This is a genomic window from Aestuariivirga sp. (assembly GCF_037139295.1).
In the GTDB taxonomy this organism is placed as follows: Bacteria; Pseudomonadota; Alphaproteobacteria; order Rhizobiales; family Aestuariivirgaceae; genus Aestuariivirga.
In genome coordinates, this window is sequence record NZ_JBAXGR010000003.1 from 74678 (window position 1) to 91367 (window position 16690).

At 64.9% G+C, this 16690-nt stretch carries 12 protein-coding genes; 5 read left to right on the forward strand and 7 right to left on the reverse strand.

Features of this window, described 5'->3' with window-relative positions; all coding sequences use genetic code 11:
• The first annotated feature begins 141 nt into the window (after window positions 1-141).
• Both WCJ41_RS01860 and WCJ41_RS01865 read left to right on the forward strand, forming a co-directional pair.
• Window positions 142-1359 (forward strand): sodium/glutamate symporter, encoded by a 1218-nt coding sequence (locus WCJ41_RS01860; protein ID WP_336904120.1) that lies wholly within the window; start codon window positions 142-144, stop codon window positions 1357-1359.
• A 120-nt stretch (window positions 1360-1479) separates the two neighbouring features.
• The gene (locus tag WCJ41_RS01865; protein WP_336904121.1) at window positions 1480-2400 is read left to right on the forward strand and encodes a ring-cleaving dioxygenase; all 921 of its coding nucleotides are present in this window, start codon (window positions 1480-1482) and stop codon (window positions 2398-2400) included.
• Between the two features lie 334 nt (window positions 2401-2734).
• Here WCJ41_RS01865 and WCJ41_RS01870 read toward each other — a convergent pair whose 3' ends face one another.
• Both WCJ41_RS01870 and ilvD read right to left on the reverse strand, forming a co-directional pair.
• Window positions 2735-3370 carry a carbonic anhydrase gene (locus WCJ41_RS01870; RefSeq protein ID WP_336904122.1) on the reverse strand — a complete coding sequence of 212 codons (636 nt, stop codon included), beginning with the start codon at window positions 3368-3370 and terminating at the stop codon, window positions 2735-2737.
• Window positions 3371-3374: 4 nt separating this feature from the next.
• Window positions 3375-5216 carry a dihydroxy-acid dehydratase gene (gene ilvD, locus WCJ41_RS01875; RefSeq protein ID WP_336904123.1) on the reverse strand — a complete coding sequence of 614 codons (1842 nt, stop codon included), beginning with the start codon at window positions 5214-5216 and terminating at the stop codon, window positions 3375-3377.
• A gap of 155 nt (window positions 5217-5371) precedes the next feature.
• Between ilvD and WCJ41_RS01880 the strand changes: the two genes are divergently transcribed.
• The 3 genes from WCJ41_RS01880 to WCJ41_RS01890 all read left to right on the forward strand — a co-directional run bounded on the left by WCJ41_RS01880 (window position 5372) and on the right by WCJ41_RS01890 (window position 9532).
• Complete coding sequence (locus tag WCJ41_RS01880; protein ID WP_336904124.1) at window positions 5372-6349, forward strand: CoA ester lyase; 978 nt, start codon at window positions 5372-5374, stop codon at window positions 6347-6349.
• Window positions 6350-6421: 72 nt separating this feature from the next.
• Window positions 6422-7336, forward strand: a complete 915-nt coding sequence (locus tag WCJ41_RS01885) for a fatty acid desaturase (RefSeq protein WP_336904125.1) — start codon at window positions 6422-6424, stop codon at window positions 7334-7336.
• A gap of 42 nt (window positions 7337-7378) precedes the next feature.
• Window positions 7379-9532: a malate synthase G gene (locus WCJ41_RS01890; protein ID WP_336904126.1), complete on the forward strand. Its 2154-nt coding sequence runs from the start codon at window positions 7379-7381 to the stop codon at window positions 9530-9532.
• Window positions 9533-9653: 121 nt separating this feature from the next.
• Here the strand turns inward: WCJ41_RS01890 and WCJ41_RS01895 are convergent, their stop codons facing one another.
• The 5 genes from WCJ41_RS01895 to oiaX all read right to left on the reverse strand — a co-directional run bounded on the left by WCJ41_RS01895 (window position 9654) and on the right by oiaX (window position 16619).
• Window positions 9654-12026 (reverse strand): aldehyde dehydrogenase family protein, encoded by a 2373-nt coding sequence (locus WCJ41_RS01895; RefSeq protein WP_336904127.1) that lies wholly within the window; start codon window positions 12024-12026, stop codon window positions 9654-9656.
• Window positions 12027-12033: 7 nt separating this feature from the next.
• Complete coding sequence (gene deoC / locus WCJ41_RS01900; RefSeq protein WP_336904128.1) at window positions 12034-13023, reverse strand: deoxyribose-phosphate aldolase; 990 nt, start codon at window positions 13021-13023, stop codon at window positions 12034-12036.
• Between the two features lie 173 nt (window positions 13024-13196).
• Complete coding sequence (locus WCJ41_RS01905) at window positions 13197-14033, reverse strand: phosphoenolpyruvate hydrolase family protein (RefSeq protein ID WP_336904129.1); 837 nt, start codon at window positions 14031-14033, stop codon at window positions 13197-13199.
• 25 nt (window positions 14034-14058) lie between these two features.
• The gene (locus WCJ41_RS01910) at window positions 14059-15369 is read right to left on the reverse strand and encodes a four-carbon acid sugar kinase family protein (RefSeq protein ID WP_336904130.1); all 1311 of its coding nucleotides are present in this window, start codon (window positions 15367-15369) and stop codon (window positions 14059-14061) included.
• Entirely contained in the window at window positions 15369-16619 is a 1251-nt protein-coding gene (oiaX, locus tag WCJ41_RS01915) for a 3-oxo-isoapionate-4-phosphate decarboxylase OiaX (protein WP_336904173.1), read from the reverse strand. The genes WCJ41_RS01910 and oiaX overlap by 1 nt, the downstream gene beginning before the upstream one ends.
• Window positions 16620-16690: the final 71 nt, after the last annotated feature.

Sequence of the window (16690 nt, forward strand, 5' to 3'; positions counted from 1 at the left end):
CTTGAATGCGAGTGCTGACGCAAAGCGGGGTCCCGGCTTTCGCCGGGATGACGGCATTTAGGAAGGCTTGCATCGCGTCCACCAGCCAGTTGCACGCCACCTCCCAGGTGTTAGCATCACACCGGACGTGGGGGACGATTCATGGACACAATGCAGCAATTCCAGCTGGGCGAACTCGCGACCGTGCTCATCGGCCTCGTCGCCCTCTTCGCCGGGCGCTGGGTGCGGCAATCCATTCCTCTGCTCAGCCGCCTCGACATGCCAAACGCCGTCGTCGGCGCCATGATCGTCGCGGTGCTGATCCTCATTCTGCAGCTCACCGCCCACATCGACATCGCCTTCGGCCAGCGCACGCGCGATGCGCTGCTGCTGGTGTTCTTCACCTCCATCGGGCTTTCCGCCAAGCTCTCGACACTGAAGAGCGGCGGCAAGCCGCTGGTCATCCTCTGCGCCGTCACCGTGCTGGCCCTGGTCGCGCAGAACCTCTCGGGCGCGCTCTTGGCGGCTGCCTGGGGCACGCACCCCGCCTATGGCATACTTGCGGGCTCGCTGTCTTTCGTCGGCGGCCCGGGAACCGCCATGGCCTGGGCGCGGGAGCTCAATGCGCAGGGCCTCGCCAATGCCCATGTGGTCGCGATCGGCGCTGCGACGCTCGCCACCATCGCAGGTGCTCTCGTCTCCGGCCCCATCACCGGCTGGATCATCCAGCGCCACAAGCTGCGCAGCAGCAGCGGTCCGACCGACCTCACCTTCGCGCCACCTGTCACCGAGAAACCTGCGACACCAGGTACCCGCACCGACTCGCTGCTCGCCACAGTCTTCCTCATCCTGCTCGCCGTCAGCATCGGCGAGAAGCTCAATGAATTCGCGGCCTATGGGGGCCTGCTGCTGCCGGGCTTCCTCTCCGCCATGATCGCCGGCGTCATCATCACCAACCTGGCGGATGCGGTCGGCTACAAGCTCGATTTCGCCCCCATCGAACAAGGCGGTGCCTTGGCGCTGCAGCTCTTCCTGGTCATGGCACTGATGTCGACGCCGCTGATCTCGGTCGCCGCCATCCTCGTGCCGCTGATGCTGAACGTCGTTCTCCAGGTCATCGTCACGGTGTCGATTGCCTATTTCATCCTCTTCCGCCTGCTGGGGCGGGACTATGACGCAGCGGTGGCCTCGGGTGGCTTCCTCGGCTTCGGCCTCGCCTCCATGCCCGTCGCCATGGCCACCATGGACGAAGTGGGCCGCCGCTACGGCCCCTCGCCCAAGGCCTTCCTGCTCATCACCATGGCGGGCTCCTTCTTCGTCGACCTCGCCAATGCCTTCGTGGCCAAGAGCTTCCTGGCCTTGCCGTGGTTCGCCATTTGATCCGTAACGTGATCGATTACTGTTGAAATCCCCTGCCAAAACCCCGATATCCGGATTTCCGGAGCAGACCCGCTCCCCAACAGGATCACCGCCACCTTCTGGCGTGCCGGACCAACCCCGATGAACCTCAAGGGCTTCCACCATCTCACCGCCGTCACTGCCGATGCGCCGGGCAACCACAAGTTCTACACGGACACGCTGGGCCTGCGCCTCGTCAAGAAGACGGTGAACCAGGACGACACCTCCGCCTACCACCTCTTCTACGCCGATGGCGTGGGCTCGCCCGGCACCGACATCACCTTCTTCGACTGGCCCGTCGGCAAGGAGCGCCGCGGCACGCATTCGGTCACCCGCACCGGCTTCCGTGTGGCGAGCGAGGACGCGCTCAAGTACTGGCAGCACCGCCTCACCATGAACGGCGTGAAGCAGGACAAGATCGCCGATGTCGCCGGCCGCCCGACGCTCGCCTTCGAGGACCATGAGGGCCAGCGCCTGTCCTTCACCGTCGATGCCGAAGGCGAGGCACACCCCTGGGACAAGAGCCCGGTTGCGGCCGAACACCAGATCCGCGGCCTCGGCCCCATCACCATGAGTGTCCCCGACATCCGCCACACCGACATGGTGCTGACCAAGCTGATGAACATGACGCCGACGGGCAGCTTCGCCGGCACCCATGTCTACAAGATGAGCGCACCGGGTGCGGTCGGCGAACTGCACGTCACCGTCGATCCGACCCTGCCGCCCGCCCAGCAGGGCGCGGGTGCCGTGCATCACGTCGCCTTCAACATCCCCTATGCGGACTATGAAGCCTGGGCCGACCGCCTGCAGAGCATGAAGGTTCCGAACTCCGGCCCGGTAGACCGCTTCTGGTTCAAGAGCCTCTACTTCCGCGAACCCAACGGCGTGCTCTTCGAACTCGCCACCGATGCGCCGGGCTTCGCCACCGACGAGCCGATGGACAAGCTCGGCACCACACTGTCGCTGCCGCCCTTCCTGGAAGGCAGGCGCGAGCAGATCGAGGCCGGGCTGAAGAAGCTGTAGCAGCAGCAGCAGAAGCAGCATCACGAAGACCTCCATAACCCTGACGTCTTCTCCCGCTCCTTCAGCGGGAGAAGAAGGGACGCGTTGCGGCACGCAACGGGGAGATAAGGGGACGCGCGTCGCAGCCGCCGGAGACCGCATCCCCTCACCTCCCCCAACTTCGTTGGGGCCCCGTCCTCTCCCGCAAGGCGGGAGAGGACGACAACACAAAAAGGCCAGCTTCCGCCGGCCTTCATCACCACTCACAGTTTCCGAGTATGCGCCCTTCTAGCACATCGAGCGCGCGCTGTCAAGGAGTATTTTCCGATATTAGGAAGAGCTCATGCGAGGGGCCTCACCCCTTGACCGCGCCCCACTCCGCCGCATCCTCGTCATAGGCGTGCAACTCCCCCAGCGAGATATCGAACCACACGCCGTGCAGCGAGATCTCCCGCTTGTTCTCCTTCATGCGAATCCACGGAAAGGTGCGCAGGTTCGCCAGCGAATGCTCGATCGAGGCGCGCTCGATGTGGCGTTCATGGACGGCCTCGTCGCAGCCCTCTTCGCGCGGCACGATGCGGGTCACGTCCTTGATGGCGCGCATCCATGAGCCGATGAAATCGGTGTGAGTGAGCGGGAGTGAATCCTGCACCGCAGCGCGAATGCCGCCGCAGCGACCGTGCCCCATCACCACGATGTTCTGCACGCCCAGCGACATGACGCCGAATTCCAGCGCCGCCGAAGTGGCATGGTGCCCGCCGTCCGGCGTATAGGGCGGCACGAGGTTCGCCACGTTGCGCACCACGAACATCTCGCCCGGCCCCGCATCAAAGATCGTCTCCGGTGCCGCGCGCGAGTCGCAGCAGGCGATGATCATCACCTTCGGCTTCTGCGTGCCCTCGCCCAACTTCTGGTAGCGCTGCGCCTCGGAGGCATAGCGCCCGGAGCGGAAGCTCGCATAGCCTTCCAGCAGCTTGGCCGGCAGCACCATGCGATCACTCAACGACGCGGACGGCGCCCTTGGCGGCCGAGGTGGTCAGCGCGGCATAGGCCTTGAGCGCGGTGGTGATCTTGCGCTTGCGGTTCTCGGTGGGCTTCCACGCCTTGTCGCCACGGGCCAGCATGGCCGCGCGGCGCTTGGCCAGCACGTCATCCGGCACGGCAAGGTGGATCGAGCGGTTCGGGATGTCGATCTCGATCGTGTCGCCCTCTTCCACAAGCGCGATCAGCCCGCCCTCGGCGGCTTCCGGCGACATGTGGCCGATGGAGAGGCCCGAGGTGCCCCCCGAGAAGCGGCCGTCGGTGATCAGCGCACAGGTCTTGCCGAGGCCCTTCGACTTGATGTAGCTCGTGGGGTAGAGCATTTCCTGCATGCCGGGGCCGCCGCGCGGGCCTTCGTAGCGGATCACCACCACGTCGCCTGCTTCCACGCCGCGATTCAGAATTCCGTGTACGGCCGAATCCTGGCTCTCGAACACCTTGGCCTTGCCGGTGAACTTGAGGATCGATTCATCCACGCCCGCCGTCTTCACGATGCAGCCCTCTTCCGCGAGGTTGCCATAGAGCACGGCGAGGCCGCCATCCTTCGAGAAGGCGTGCTTCACGTCGCGGATCACGCCCTTGGCGCGGTCGAGGTCGAGTTCGTCCCAGCGGCTCGACTGGCTGAAGGCCACCTGGGTGGGAACGCCACCCGGTGCCGCGCGGAAGAATTCGCGCACGGACTCGGAGTTGGTGCGGGAAATGTCCCAGCGGTCCAGCGCCTCGCCCAGCGTGCGGGTGTGGACGGTGGGGAGATCACGGTTGATCAGTCCGCCCTTGTCGAGTTCGCCGAGGATCGACATGATGCCGCCGGCGCGGTGCACGTCTTCCATGTGCACGTCGGACTTCGCAGGCGCCACTTTCGAAAGGCAGGGAACGCGGCGCGACAGCCGGTCGATGTCCTTCATGGTGAAGTCCATCTCGGCCTCATGCGCAGCAGCCAGGATGTGCAGCACCGTGTTGGTGGAGCCGCCCATGGCGATGTCCAGCGTCATGGCGTTCTCGAAGGCGCCGAAGCTGGCGATCTTGCGCGGCAGCACGTTCTCCTCATCCTGCTCATAGTAGCGACGCGCCAGATCAACGATCAGGTGGCCCGCTTCGATGAACAGTCGCTTGCGGTCGGAATGGGTGGCCAGCGTCGAGCCGTTGCCGGGCAGCGACAGGCCCAGCGCCTCGGTGAGGCAGTTCATCGAGTTCGCGGTGAACATGCCCGAGCAGGAACCGCAGGTCGGGCAGGCGGCCTTCTCGATGGCGCTGACGTCCGAGTCCGAAATGCTGTCGTCCGCCGCGGCGACCATGGCATCAACGAGGTCCAGTGCCTTGGTGACGCCGGAGAGCACCACCTTGCCCGCTTCCATCGGCCCACCCGAGACGAACACGCAGGGGATGTTGAGGCGCAGTGCCGCCATCAACATGCCGGGGGTGATCTTGTCGCAGTTCGAGATGCAGACCATCGCATCGGCGCAATGGGCATTGACCATGTATTCGACCGAGTCCGCGATGATCTCGCGCGAGGGCAGCGAATAGAGCATGCCGTCATGGCCCATGGCGATGCCGTCATCGACCGCGATGGTGTTGAACTCCTTGGCCACGCCGCCGGCCTTCTCGACCTCGCGGGCGACCATCTGGCCCAGATCCTTCAGGTGCACGTGGCCCGGCACAAATTGCGTGAAGGAGTTGCAGATGGCGATGATCGGCTTGCCGAAATCCTCGTCCTTCATGCCGGTGGCGCGCCACAGGCCGCGAGCGCCGGCCATGTTGCGGCCATGAGTGGTGGTGCGGGAACGGTAGGCGGGCATGGAAAACACCTCGAAAACAGCAAGAGCACTCCCGATTGCCCCATGGGCGAGGCGGAATCAAGCCCGGCCTCCACAGGCCGTCTTTGGGCCAATTGCATGGCTCGACCGACGGGGGCTAAGTCCCAGCCTGGAATTGCAAGAAGGACCGCACCACCATGAGCTTCAAGACCATTGAACAGGCCCCCGCCCGCCTCAACCGCAGCGAACTGGCCGTGCCGGGAAGCCAGCCCAAGCTGTTCGAAAAGGCGGCCAAGTCCGCGGCCGACGTGATCTTCCTCGACCTCGAGGACGCCGTGGCGCCTGACGATAAGGAACAGGCCCGCAAGAATATCATCCAGGCCATCGGTGACATCGACTGGGGCAAGAAGCAGCTCTCGGTGCGCATCAACGGGCTGGACACGCATTACATGTACCGCGACGTCGTTGACGTGCTGGAGAACTGTTCAGAGCGGCTGGACCTGATCATGATCCCCAAGGTCGGCACCGCGGCTGACGTTTACGCCGTGGACATGCTGGTCACCCAGGTCGAGGCCGCGAAGAACCGGAAAACGCGCGTGGGCTTCGAGCTCATCATCGAAACCGCACTCGGCATGCAGAACATCAACGAGATTGCCGCCGCCTCGCGCAGGAACGAGTCCCTGCACTTCGGTGTGGCCGACTATGCCGCCTCGACCAAGGCCCGCACCACCTCGATCGGCGGCCCGCACCCCGACTACGTGGTGCTGACCGACACGCTGGCCGATGGTTCACGCGCCACGCACTGGGGCGACATGTGGCACTATGCGGTGTCTCGCATGGTGGTGGCGGCGCGTGCCAATGGCCTGCGCCCCATCGACGGCCCCTTCGGCGACTTTTCCGATGCGGAGGGCTTCAAGGCCCAGGCGCGCCGCGCGGCAGTGCTGGGCTGCGAGGGCAAGTGGGCCATCCACCCCTCGCAGATCGCGCTCGCCAACGAGGTGATGAGCCCGTCCGAGGCTGACGTCACCAAGGCCCGCCGCATCATCGCCGCCATGAAGGAGGCAGAGGCACAAGGCAAGGGTGCAGTTTCCCTCGATGGCCGCCTGATCGACTATGCCTCGATCCGCCAGGCCGAGGTTCTGGTGAAGAAGGCGGAGCAGATCGCCGGGGCGTAAAGCCGCGGCATCGCCGGGCTTCAAAATTCATGCGGGGGAGTGCTACATTCCCCGCATGATTTGGTTCGAGACATGGTGAAGGAACACTCCCGCGAGATCGAATGGCCGACCGTGGCCCTGATCGCCGCCGATTATCTCGTGCTGGCGTTCGTCGTGTGGTTCCACGCCAGCCTGCCATGGTGGGTGATCCTGCCCGTCGGCGCCTATTGCGCCGCCCTTCACGCCTCGTTGCAGCACGAGGTGCTGCACGGCCACCCGACCGGCAACAAGGTCCTCAACGAGGCGATGATCTTCCCGACGCCTACCCTGTGGCTGCCCTATCTGCGCTATCGGCAGACCCACCTGCAGCACCACAATGACCAGCACCTGACCGACCCGCGGCTCGACCCCGAGTCCTACTACCTGCTGCCGGAGGACTGGGCCCACGTTCAGGGCATCCGCCGCGTACTCTACGAGTTCAACAACACGCTGGCCGGTCGCATGCTGATCGGCCCCGCCATCTCGATCATCCGCTTCTGGTCATCAGAGTTCCGCGACATGCTGGCCGGAAACCGCAGGACGATCCGCGCCTGGGCCTGGTTCGTGCCGTCCTGCGCCATCACGCTGTGGTATGTCGTGCATGTCTGCGGCATGCCGTTCTGGCAATACTACCTGCTCATCGCCTATCCCGGCATCTCGCTCGCCTTGGTGCGCTCCTTCTGCGAGCACCAGGCGGCGGAGAGCGTGGAGCACCGGACCATCATCGTCGAAGCCTCGCCCTTCTGGTCGCTGCTGTTCCTTTACAACAACCTGCACGTGGCCCACCACACCGTGCCCGCACTCGCCTGGTACAAGATCCCGGCCTTTTACAGCGCCGAGCGCGAGCGGCTGATCGCAAAGAACGACGGTTACACGATGAAGGGCTATGGCGAGATTTTCGTCCGCTATTTCCTCAAGGCGAAGGAGCCGGTCCCCTACCCCAACATGGACTGGCTGAAGAAGCCGTGATGGTCTAATTCTCCCCCCGGCAGACCAAAAGGGGACGTGCAGTTGACGAACCGGATCGAGATCTCAGGGCTCAGGGTTGCGGGCGAACTCTTCACCTTCGTGGGCGACGAGGCCCTGCCGGGCGCCGGCATCGCCGAGCTCGACTTCTGGCAGCGCTTCGCATCCATCGTGAACGACCTCGCGCCGAAGAACCGCGCCTTGCTGGCGCGGCGCGACGAGCTGCAGGCGAAGCTCGACGACTGGTACCGGACGAACGGCGCACCCACCGACATGGCAGCTTACAAGGCCTTCCTGACCGAGATCGGCTACCTCCTCCCCGAAGGGACGGACTTCAAGGTGACGACGAAGCACGTCGACCCCGAGATCGCGCAGGTGGCAGGCCCGCAGCTGGTCGTGCCCGTGATGAATGCCCGCTACGCGCTCAATGCCGCCAATGCCCGCTGGGGCTCTCTCTATGACGCGCTTTACGGCACTGACGCGATCCCCGAGCAGGACGGGGCGGAGAAGGGGAAGGCCTATAACCCGGTGCGCGGCGCCCGCGTCATCGGCTGGGCGCGGAACTTCCTCGACCAGTCCGTGCCGTTGGCCAAGGGCAAAGCCAAGTGGGCCGACGTCTCGCGCGTCTTCGTCGACGGTGCGGTGCTGATGACCGACCTCGGGAGCCTGAGGGCGCCCACGCATTTCAAGGGCTGGCGCGGGCCGAAGGACAACCCTTCCGCCGTGCTGCTGGCCACACATGGGCTGCACATCGAGATCGCCTTCGACCGCACGAGCCTCATCGGGAAGGACGACAAGGCAGGCATTTCCGACGTCATCCTCGAATCCGCGCTGACCACCATCATGGACTGCGAAGACTCGGTCGCGGCGGTGGATGCGGCCGACAAGGTGACGGTCTATCGCAACTGGCTGGGCCTGATGAAGGGCGACCTCGCCGAGGAGATCGAGAAGGGCGGCCATACCTTCACCCGCCGCCTGAACCCCGACCGCACCTACGAGTCGCCCAACGGCGGAACGGTGACGCTGCCCGGGCGCTCGCTGATGCTGGTGCGGAATGTCGGCCACCTGATGACCACGCCCGCCATCCTCGACGAGCAGGGCCGCGAGATTCCCGAAGGCATCATGGACGCCATGATGACGGCGCTCATCGCCATTCATGATCTCAACGGCAAGCGCATGAACTCGCGCGCCGGGTCGATCTATGTCGTGAAGCCCAAGATGCATGGGCCGGACGAGGTGGCCTTCGCGGTGGAGCTCTTCACGCGCGTCGAGGCAGCGCTCGGCCTCAAGCCCAACACCATGAAGATCGGCATCATGGACGAGGAGCGGCGCACCACCATCAACCTCAAGGAATGTATCCGCGTCGCGAAGGACCGGATCGTGTTCATCAACACCGGCTTCCTCGACCGCACGGGCGACGAGATCCACAGCGCCATGGAGGCGGGCCCGATGATCCGCAAGGGCGACATGAAGCAGGCGCCGTGGATCAAGGCCTATGAAGACTGGAACGTCGACACCGGCCTGCTCTGCGGCCTGCCGGGACACGCCCAGATCGGCAAGGGCATGTGGGCGATCCCCGACCATATGGCCATCATGCTGTCGATGAAACTCGCCCATCCGCAGGCCGGCGCCAACACGGCCTGGGTGCCGTCACCCACAGCGGCGACGCTGCATGCCACGCATTATCACCGGGTGAACGTCAAGGCGGTGCAGGAAAAGCTGAAGAGCCGCGCGCGCGCCAGCCTCGACGACATTCTGTCCATTCCCGTCGCCACGCGGCCCAACTGGACGCCGGAGGAAATCCAGAAGGAACTCGACAACAACGCGCAGGGCATTCTGGGTTACGTGGTGCGCTGGATCGATCAGGGCATCGGCTGTTCCAAGGTTCCGGATATCGACGATGTCGGCCTGATGGAAGACCGCGCCACGCTGCGCATCTCGTCCCAGCACATCGCCAACTGGCTGCGCCACGGCGTAGTCGCCGAGAAGCAAGTGATGGCGACGATGAAACGCATGGCGGCGGTGGTGGACGGGCAGAATGCAGGCGACCCGGCATATCGTCCGATGGCGGAGGATTTTGCGAGGTCCATCGCGTTTCGGGCGGCCTGCGACCTGGTGTTCAAGGGTGCTGAGCAGCCCAATGGATATACGGAACCGCTGTTGCACAAGTACCGGCAGGATGTGAAGGCACGGGGGTAAAGATGAGGGGAAGTGGGGACGACCATTCGGCGGAGTCCGCTTCCCCTCACCTACCCCGACTGCGTCGGGGGCCCCTCCTCTCCCGCTTCGCAGGAGAGGACGAGGAGGGAAGACATCCAATTCACTCCCCGTAAGGCACCCAGATGTTCTTCACCTGCACCGCACGGCGCAGATACTCGGACCCCTGCCCCTGCACGCGTGACAGCCAGTCGCGCGGCTTGGGTGACGCCCAGGTGGCCTTCAGATTTCCCGCACTCGCAGCCTCGACCGCCTTCACGCCGGGGCCAAAATACCAGAGTGCCGCCACCTCATCATGCTCGGCCAGCGTCCTTGACAGTTCGTCACGCTCGCCCGTCACGATGTTCACCACGCCACCCGGCAGGTCGGAGGTATCAAACACCTGGTAGAGGTCCGTCGCCGCCAGCGGTGCGCGTGATGACGGCACCGCCACCACACGATTGCCCATGGCGATCACCGGCATGACCAGCGAGACGAAGCCCAAGAGCGGCATCTCGTCAGGGCAGACCACGCCCATCACGCCCCACGGCTCGTTCATGGCCAGCGTCACGTGGCGCGACTTCGTGGCGTGCACACGGCCATCATATTTGTCGGCCTGTGCGGCATACCAGAAGATGCGGGCGAGCGCGACTTCGACCTCGACCTTGGCCTCGCGCGCCGACAGCCCCCTCTGGCGAAGGCGCGCGGTGAATTCATCGGCGCGAGAAGACAGGTTCTCGGCAATATAATAGAGCACCTGTGCGCGATTGTGTGCCGTGGCGGAGGACCAGCCGGAGGCCTTGGCTGCAGCCTCCACCGCGTTGCGGATGTCCTTGCGACTGCCGAGGCCCGCCTGGCCGATGGCCTTGCCCTTCGCTCCGTATACGGAATAGCTATAGCCGGCATCCGGTCGGGCCTGCCTGCCGCCGATGTAGAGCTTGGCAGTGCGGTCGATGGATGAGGCATCGACACTTTCAGGTGGCAGTGCGCTGAGCGGCGCGGATTTCGTTGGTGCAACGGGCTTCAGCGCCGCTTCCCATGCCGGCACCAGATACTCATACATGCCTTCACGGCCGCCTTCGCGGCCGAAGCCCGATTCCTTGTAGCCGCCGAACCCGGCGGCGGCGTCGAAGAGGTTCGTCGAGTTGATCCAGACGACCCCGGCCTTCACCCGCGCGGCGGTGTCGAGCGCCAGATTGATGTTCTCCGACCACACGGTGGCGGCGAGGCCATAACGCGTGTGGTTGGCGATCTGCACGGCCTCTTCCGGTGTGCGGAAGGTCATCATGGCGGCGACGGGGCCAAAGATCTCGACATCCATCACGGTGGAAGATGTCTCGACGTCAGTGAACAGCGACGGCGCGAACCAGTTGCCTGATGCAGGCAGTTCGCAAGATGTCTGCAGCAGGGTGCCGCCCTCTGCCTTGCCCTTCTCCACGATGTCGGTGATGCGCTGGAGCTGGACAGGGTCGACGATGGCGCCCATGTCGATGGACTTGTCGAGGGGATCGCCCACGCGCAGCGTTTGCATGCGGCGGCGCAGCTTGGCGAGGAAGCGGGGCGACACGCCCTCCTGCACGAGGATGCGCGAGCCCGCACAACACACCTGGCCCTGGTTGAACCAGATGGCATCGACAACACCTTCCACCGCCGCATCAAGGTCAGCGTCCTCATGCACGATGAAGGGCGACTTGCCGCCCAGTTCCAGTGAGAGCTTCTTGCCCGAACCGGCGGTCGCCTTGCGGATGAGGCGGCCCACATCGGTGGAACCGGTGAAGGCGATCTTGTCGACGCCCCTGTGAACGACAATGGCCGCGCCCGTGGCGCCGTCACCCGTGACGATGTTGACCACGCCCGGCGGCAGGCCTGCCTCGCGGCAGATTTCGGCGAAGGCCAGTGCAGTGAGCGGCGTGAACTCGGCGGGCTTCAGGACTACCGTGTTGCCGGCGGCGAGTGCCGGCGCGATCTTCCAGGCCAGCATCAGCAGTGGGAAGTTCCACGGGATAATCTGGCCGCAGACGCCGACAGGCTGATAGCCCGGGAACTCATCACCGATCAGCTCCGCCCAACCCGCATGGTGGTAGAAGTGGCGAGCGACCAGCGGAATGTCGATGTCGCGCGACTCGCGGATGGGCTTGCCATTGTCCATCGTCTCCAGCACCGAGAGGAAACGCTCGCGCTTCTGGATGATGCGGGCAATGGCATAGAGATGCTTGGCGCGCTCATGGCCGGAGAGTCTCGACCATGCGCCAAAGGCCTTGCGCGCCGCCTTCACGGCGGCATCGACATCCGCCGCCGTGCCCTGGCTGACGCGGGCGAGCACCTGGCCATTGGCCGGGTTGGCAACATCGAAGGTCTTCCCCGACCTAGTGAAGGTGCCATTGATGAAATGGCCGAAGCCCTTGGCATGGGCCGTGAGCCACTCCACCGCATGGGCGTTGCTCTCAGGTGCCGTGCCATAATCCATGGTGTCGAGAATGTCGGTGACGCTGGGCATGATGATCTCAGGCGAGGGGCTGGTGGGAAGAGGCCGCATAGCGGCCGGTGACATGGTGCTCGAGCTGGCGTTCGATGTCGCCCAACATGGAGGACGCGCCGATGCGGAACAGGTCCGGCTCCAGCCAGCGGCGACCGAGTTCTTCCTTCATCAGGATCAGCCAGTTCATCGCGTCCTTCGCGGTCTTGAGGCCGCCCGCCGGCTTGAAGCCGATCTCGAAGCCGGTGAGCTCGCCGTAATCCCTCAGTGCACGGACCATGGTGAGGCTGACGGGCAGCGTGGCGTTGACGTCTTCCTTGCCGGTGGAGGTCTTGATGAAGTCTGCCCCCGCCTGCATGGCCACCATCGAGGCCTTGTAGACATTGCGCAGCGTTTTCAGGTCGCCCGTGGCGAGAATGGCCTTCATGTGCGCATCGCCACAGGCCTCGCGCATCGCGGCGATCTCGTCATAAAGCGCCACCCAGTCCTGCAGCAACACTTGCGCACGATGGATGACAATGTCGATCTCCTGCGCTCCCTGGTCCACCGCATAGCGGATTTCGGCCAGGCGCTGCGGCAGCGGCATGAGGCCCGCGGGGAAGCCTGTCGCCACCGAGGCGACGGGAATGCCGGATCCCTCCAGCGCTTTCACCGCAGGCGGCACCATCGACGGATAGACGCAGACAGCGCCCACCGTGGGCATCGCGGAAAGCCCCAGCGCCGTGACGATATCATCACGCAGCGGGCGCTTCGCCTTGGCACAGAGGCGCTGCACGCGGCCCGGCGTGTCGTCACCGGCCAGCGTGGTGAGGTCGATGCATTGCAGCGCCTTGATGAGCCACGCGGCCTGATAGTTCTTCTTCACCGACCGGCGCGCCGGCAGGCTCGCCGCGCGGCGCTCGGCGGCGGAGAGGTTCACCTGCACGTCCTCGAACCAGTCGAGGGTGAGCGGCACACCCGGATTGCGCGCAACGGGTGCAAAGCGCGTGGCCGCACCCACGGGGCGAAGTTCATTCATGACGCATACTCCTTGCAGGCCGGGGCCCGAAGCTCTTGGGTAGAGTCTTAGAACATCTTGCGGTGTGCTCCAAATCCCCCTCATTCAGACCGTCATCCCGGCGAAAGCCAGGACCTCGCGTTCCCCGTGGTTGATGTCCAAAGCTGGGCCCCGGCTTTCGCCGGGGTGGCGATTTATTGTGGGATGGTCAGCCCCTTGAAAGCCTTCGTCTGCTCAACCAATGCGATTTCGGTGGGCAGCCGCTCCATCGAGGAGGCGCCGTAGAAGCCGTGGCAGTTCTTGGTGTTGTTCAGGATGAACTGCGCATCGTCCGGCATGGAGACGGGGCCGCCATGGACGATGATGATGGCGTCCTTGTTCACCTTCAAAGCGGCCTCGGCCCATTCATCGACGAGGGCCGGGCAGTCGGCGAGCTTCAGCGACGTCTGCGATCCGATACTGCCACCGGTGGTGAGGCCCAGATGGCAGACGATGATGTCCGCCCCGGCCTTGGCCATCGCTTCTGCCTCGGAAGCGTTGAACACGTAAGGCGTGGTCAGCATGTCCTTGGAACGGGCGAGCTTGATGAGATCCACCTCGAGACCATAGGACATGCCGGTCTCCTCGAGGTTGGTGCGGAACACGCCGTCGATGAGGCCCACGGTGGGGAAGTTCTGGATGCCGGAGAAGCCCATGGCCTTGAGCTGGTCGAGGAAGGGATCGAACAGGCAGAACGGGTCGGTGCCGTTCACACCCGCCAGTACTGGCGTGCATTTCGTCACCGGCAGCACCTCGCGCGCCATTTCGACCACGATCTCATTGGCATTGCCATAGGCGAGGATGCCCGACAGCGAGCCTCGGCCCGCCATGCGATAGCGGCCGGAATTATAGATGACGATGAGGTCGATGCCGCCCTCTTCCTCGCATTTGGCGGAAAGCCCGGTGCCAGCCCCGCCGCCCATGATGGGAATGCGGCGGCGCTTCATGTCCTGGAACTTGTCCATCAAGGCTTTGCGTTCGAAGCGTGGCACGTCCGTCCTCCCAGATTTTCCGAAACTATGCCGCGAGGCCGTCGCGCAGCGCAACGAAGTAATCGTCACCCCCGACCTGCCCGCCCTTCATGGCGATCTCGATGCCATCGAGCCGGGCATCGGCGCTGGCGGCCGTGCACAGCGGCGAACCGGGCGTTGCCACCAGCGGAAAGCGCGTGGTGAGGGCAAAGACGTCAAGCTCGCCCAGCGCGTGGCTCGAGGTATCGCCGCCCGCGAGAATGGCGCGCTTCAGTCCGAAACCCTCGATGCAGGCGCGCGCGATGCGGCCCAGCGCCTGCCCCACGCGGTGGCGGCCACCGGGAATGGCATCGAGTGGCCCGCCGCGATCCGTCTCGGGGTCGAGTGCGGTGTAGACGAGCACGCTTCGACCCTCGCCCATCAGGCGCTTGGCTTGTGCGGAAAGATGCGCGACCGCGGCATCTGGCATGCGTGCCAGATCGAGGGGGTCGGCGTGGAGGCCGGTGAAGCCGTTGGCCAGCGCGTGCCGGATCTGCCGGGCCGTGGTGGGCGAGCAGCTGCCCGAAACGGCAATGATGCGCTCGACTTTCGGCAGTGCGGGGAAACTGGCGGCGCCGGGAATTTCGCCCGCTGCCGCCAGCGCCTTCACCAGCGCATAGTTGACGCCCGAGGAGCCCGCGATGAAGGGGCCGACGCGATCGGCGATGCGCAGCAGCTGGCGACCTGCTTCCAGTTGCGCGGCCATGTCGAAGACATCGAACAGCACGATGCCCCTGGCCGCGGCGATGACCCCATCGACGGCGCTATCATTCAGCGCAGTGGCCGGAACGAGATCGATGGGAAGCTGCGTCTGCCTTGCCAAGTGCAGGCGAAGGTCCGCCTCATCCATCGGCGTCACCGGGTGGCGGCTCATCACCGGGTGGCGGTCGATGCGGTAGGTCTGGCCCTGATAGCCCGCGAAGAGATGGCCGAAAGCAGTGTAGCGCTTCAGCTGGGGTGCTCCGACGACCAGCGGCGTCACGCGCTGCGCGAAGATGCCCCGCGCGATCTCGATGGCGCGGCCGATGTTGCCCACATGCGGGGCGGAATCGAAGGTGGAGCAGACCTTGTAGTGGCAGAAGCGTGCGCCGACGTGCTTCAGCCACATGAAGCGCTGGGGCAGGTGCTCGTCCATCCACTCCGGCGTCTGGCTGCGACTGGTGCCAGCAATGCCCACCGCATCGAAGCCTGCGAAGCGCGCCTGCTCCTGCAGTGTGGGGATGCGCGTGAACAGCACCGTCTTCACGCCATGCAACGCCATCGACTCCATCACGTCGGTCGAGCCGGTGAAGTCATCGCCGTAGTAGCTCAGCAGCATCAGCCGGCCTTCCCGTCACCGAAGAAGGCGAGTGACTGCGCGAGTTCCGCGTGGTCCTTCGCGTAAGCCTCGAGCGGGATGCCCGCCACGGCGGCTTCCCACGCCTGGCGTACTGCGCGCACGCCCGCAGCGGGCCCCGAAGGGTGGCTGACGATGCCGCCGCCACAGAGATAGAGCAGGTCCTGGGTCCTGCCCGTGCGCTCATAGGTTTCCGGCGCCTGTCCGCCCCACTGGCCGGAACCGGCCACGGGCAGCGGGCAATCGCCTTCCGAGAACAGCGGCTGCCTGAGCGCCTTGAAGGAGGCCACGAAGCTCTCGTCCGGCTCCCAGTACTTCACCTTGATGCCGTTGATCTGGAACTGATCGACGCCGAGCAGCCGCCAGAATTGCTGGTACACGGAAAAATCCATTCCGATGCAGGGGTGCCTGGTCAGCAGGTCCCAGCCGTTGCGGTGGGCATGCAGCACGAGGCCGGAGCGCTTCCTCAGGAAACTCATCCCGCCGAAGCCGATGGAATTGATGTTGACCACCGCACAGTTGCCACCGGCCTTCAGCACCACGTCGTGGTTGCGCATCATGACATCCGGGTCGGCGTGGCTGATGCCGAAGGCATACATCACCTTCTTGCCGGTCTTCTGCTCATGGTCGAGGACGAGCGGCATGATGGCCTTCACGCGCTCTTCGAGCGGCGAGTAGGCCGGGCTCGCCAGCTTCTCGTCATCCTTGATGAAGTCGACACCGGCCGCGATCAGCTCCTTCACCAGCGCCGCCGTCTCTGGCGGGCGGAGGCCCAGTGCGGGCTTCACGATGGTGCCGATGATCGGGCGGCCCTCGACGCCGGTGAGCTTCCGGCTGCCGGGGATGCCGAACTGCGGACCGGGGTGTGCACCCCGGAACTCCTCCGGCAACTGCATGGCGATCACACGGATGCCGGTGAAGCCGCGGATCGACCAGACGCCGCCCATGGTAATGGTCATCAGGGCGGCAAGGTCCGTGCCGATGGCATCAAAGGGAAAATCGATGTCGGCCTCGGCGCGGTTGAAGGGGCCAGGACTGTCCGAGGGGAATGATGGCTTGGGCGAAGATGGCAGCGGCCGTACGGCCGCGACACGGGCCGCCACGCGGGCCTTCAGTTCCTCGGTCTCGCCCGGCACTGCGACGAAGGTGCCGGTCGACTGGTCGGAGGCGATCTTGGCCGCCAGTTTCTCCGGACTTCCTTCCGTTTCAACGAGATAGGTGAGGCGGATCATGTGGGTCGGCACATTGCGCATTGGCAGCTAACTGGTATGATGACCTAAACTCAACGTAACCTAGCAGCCAA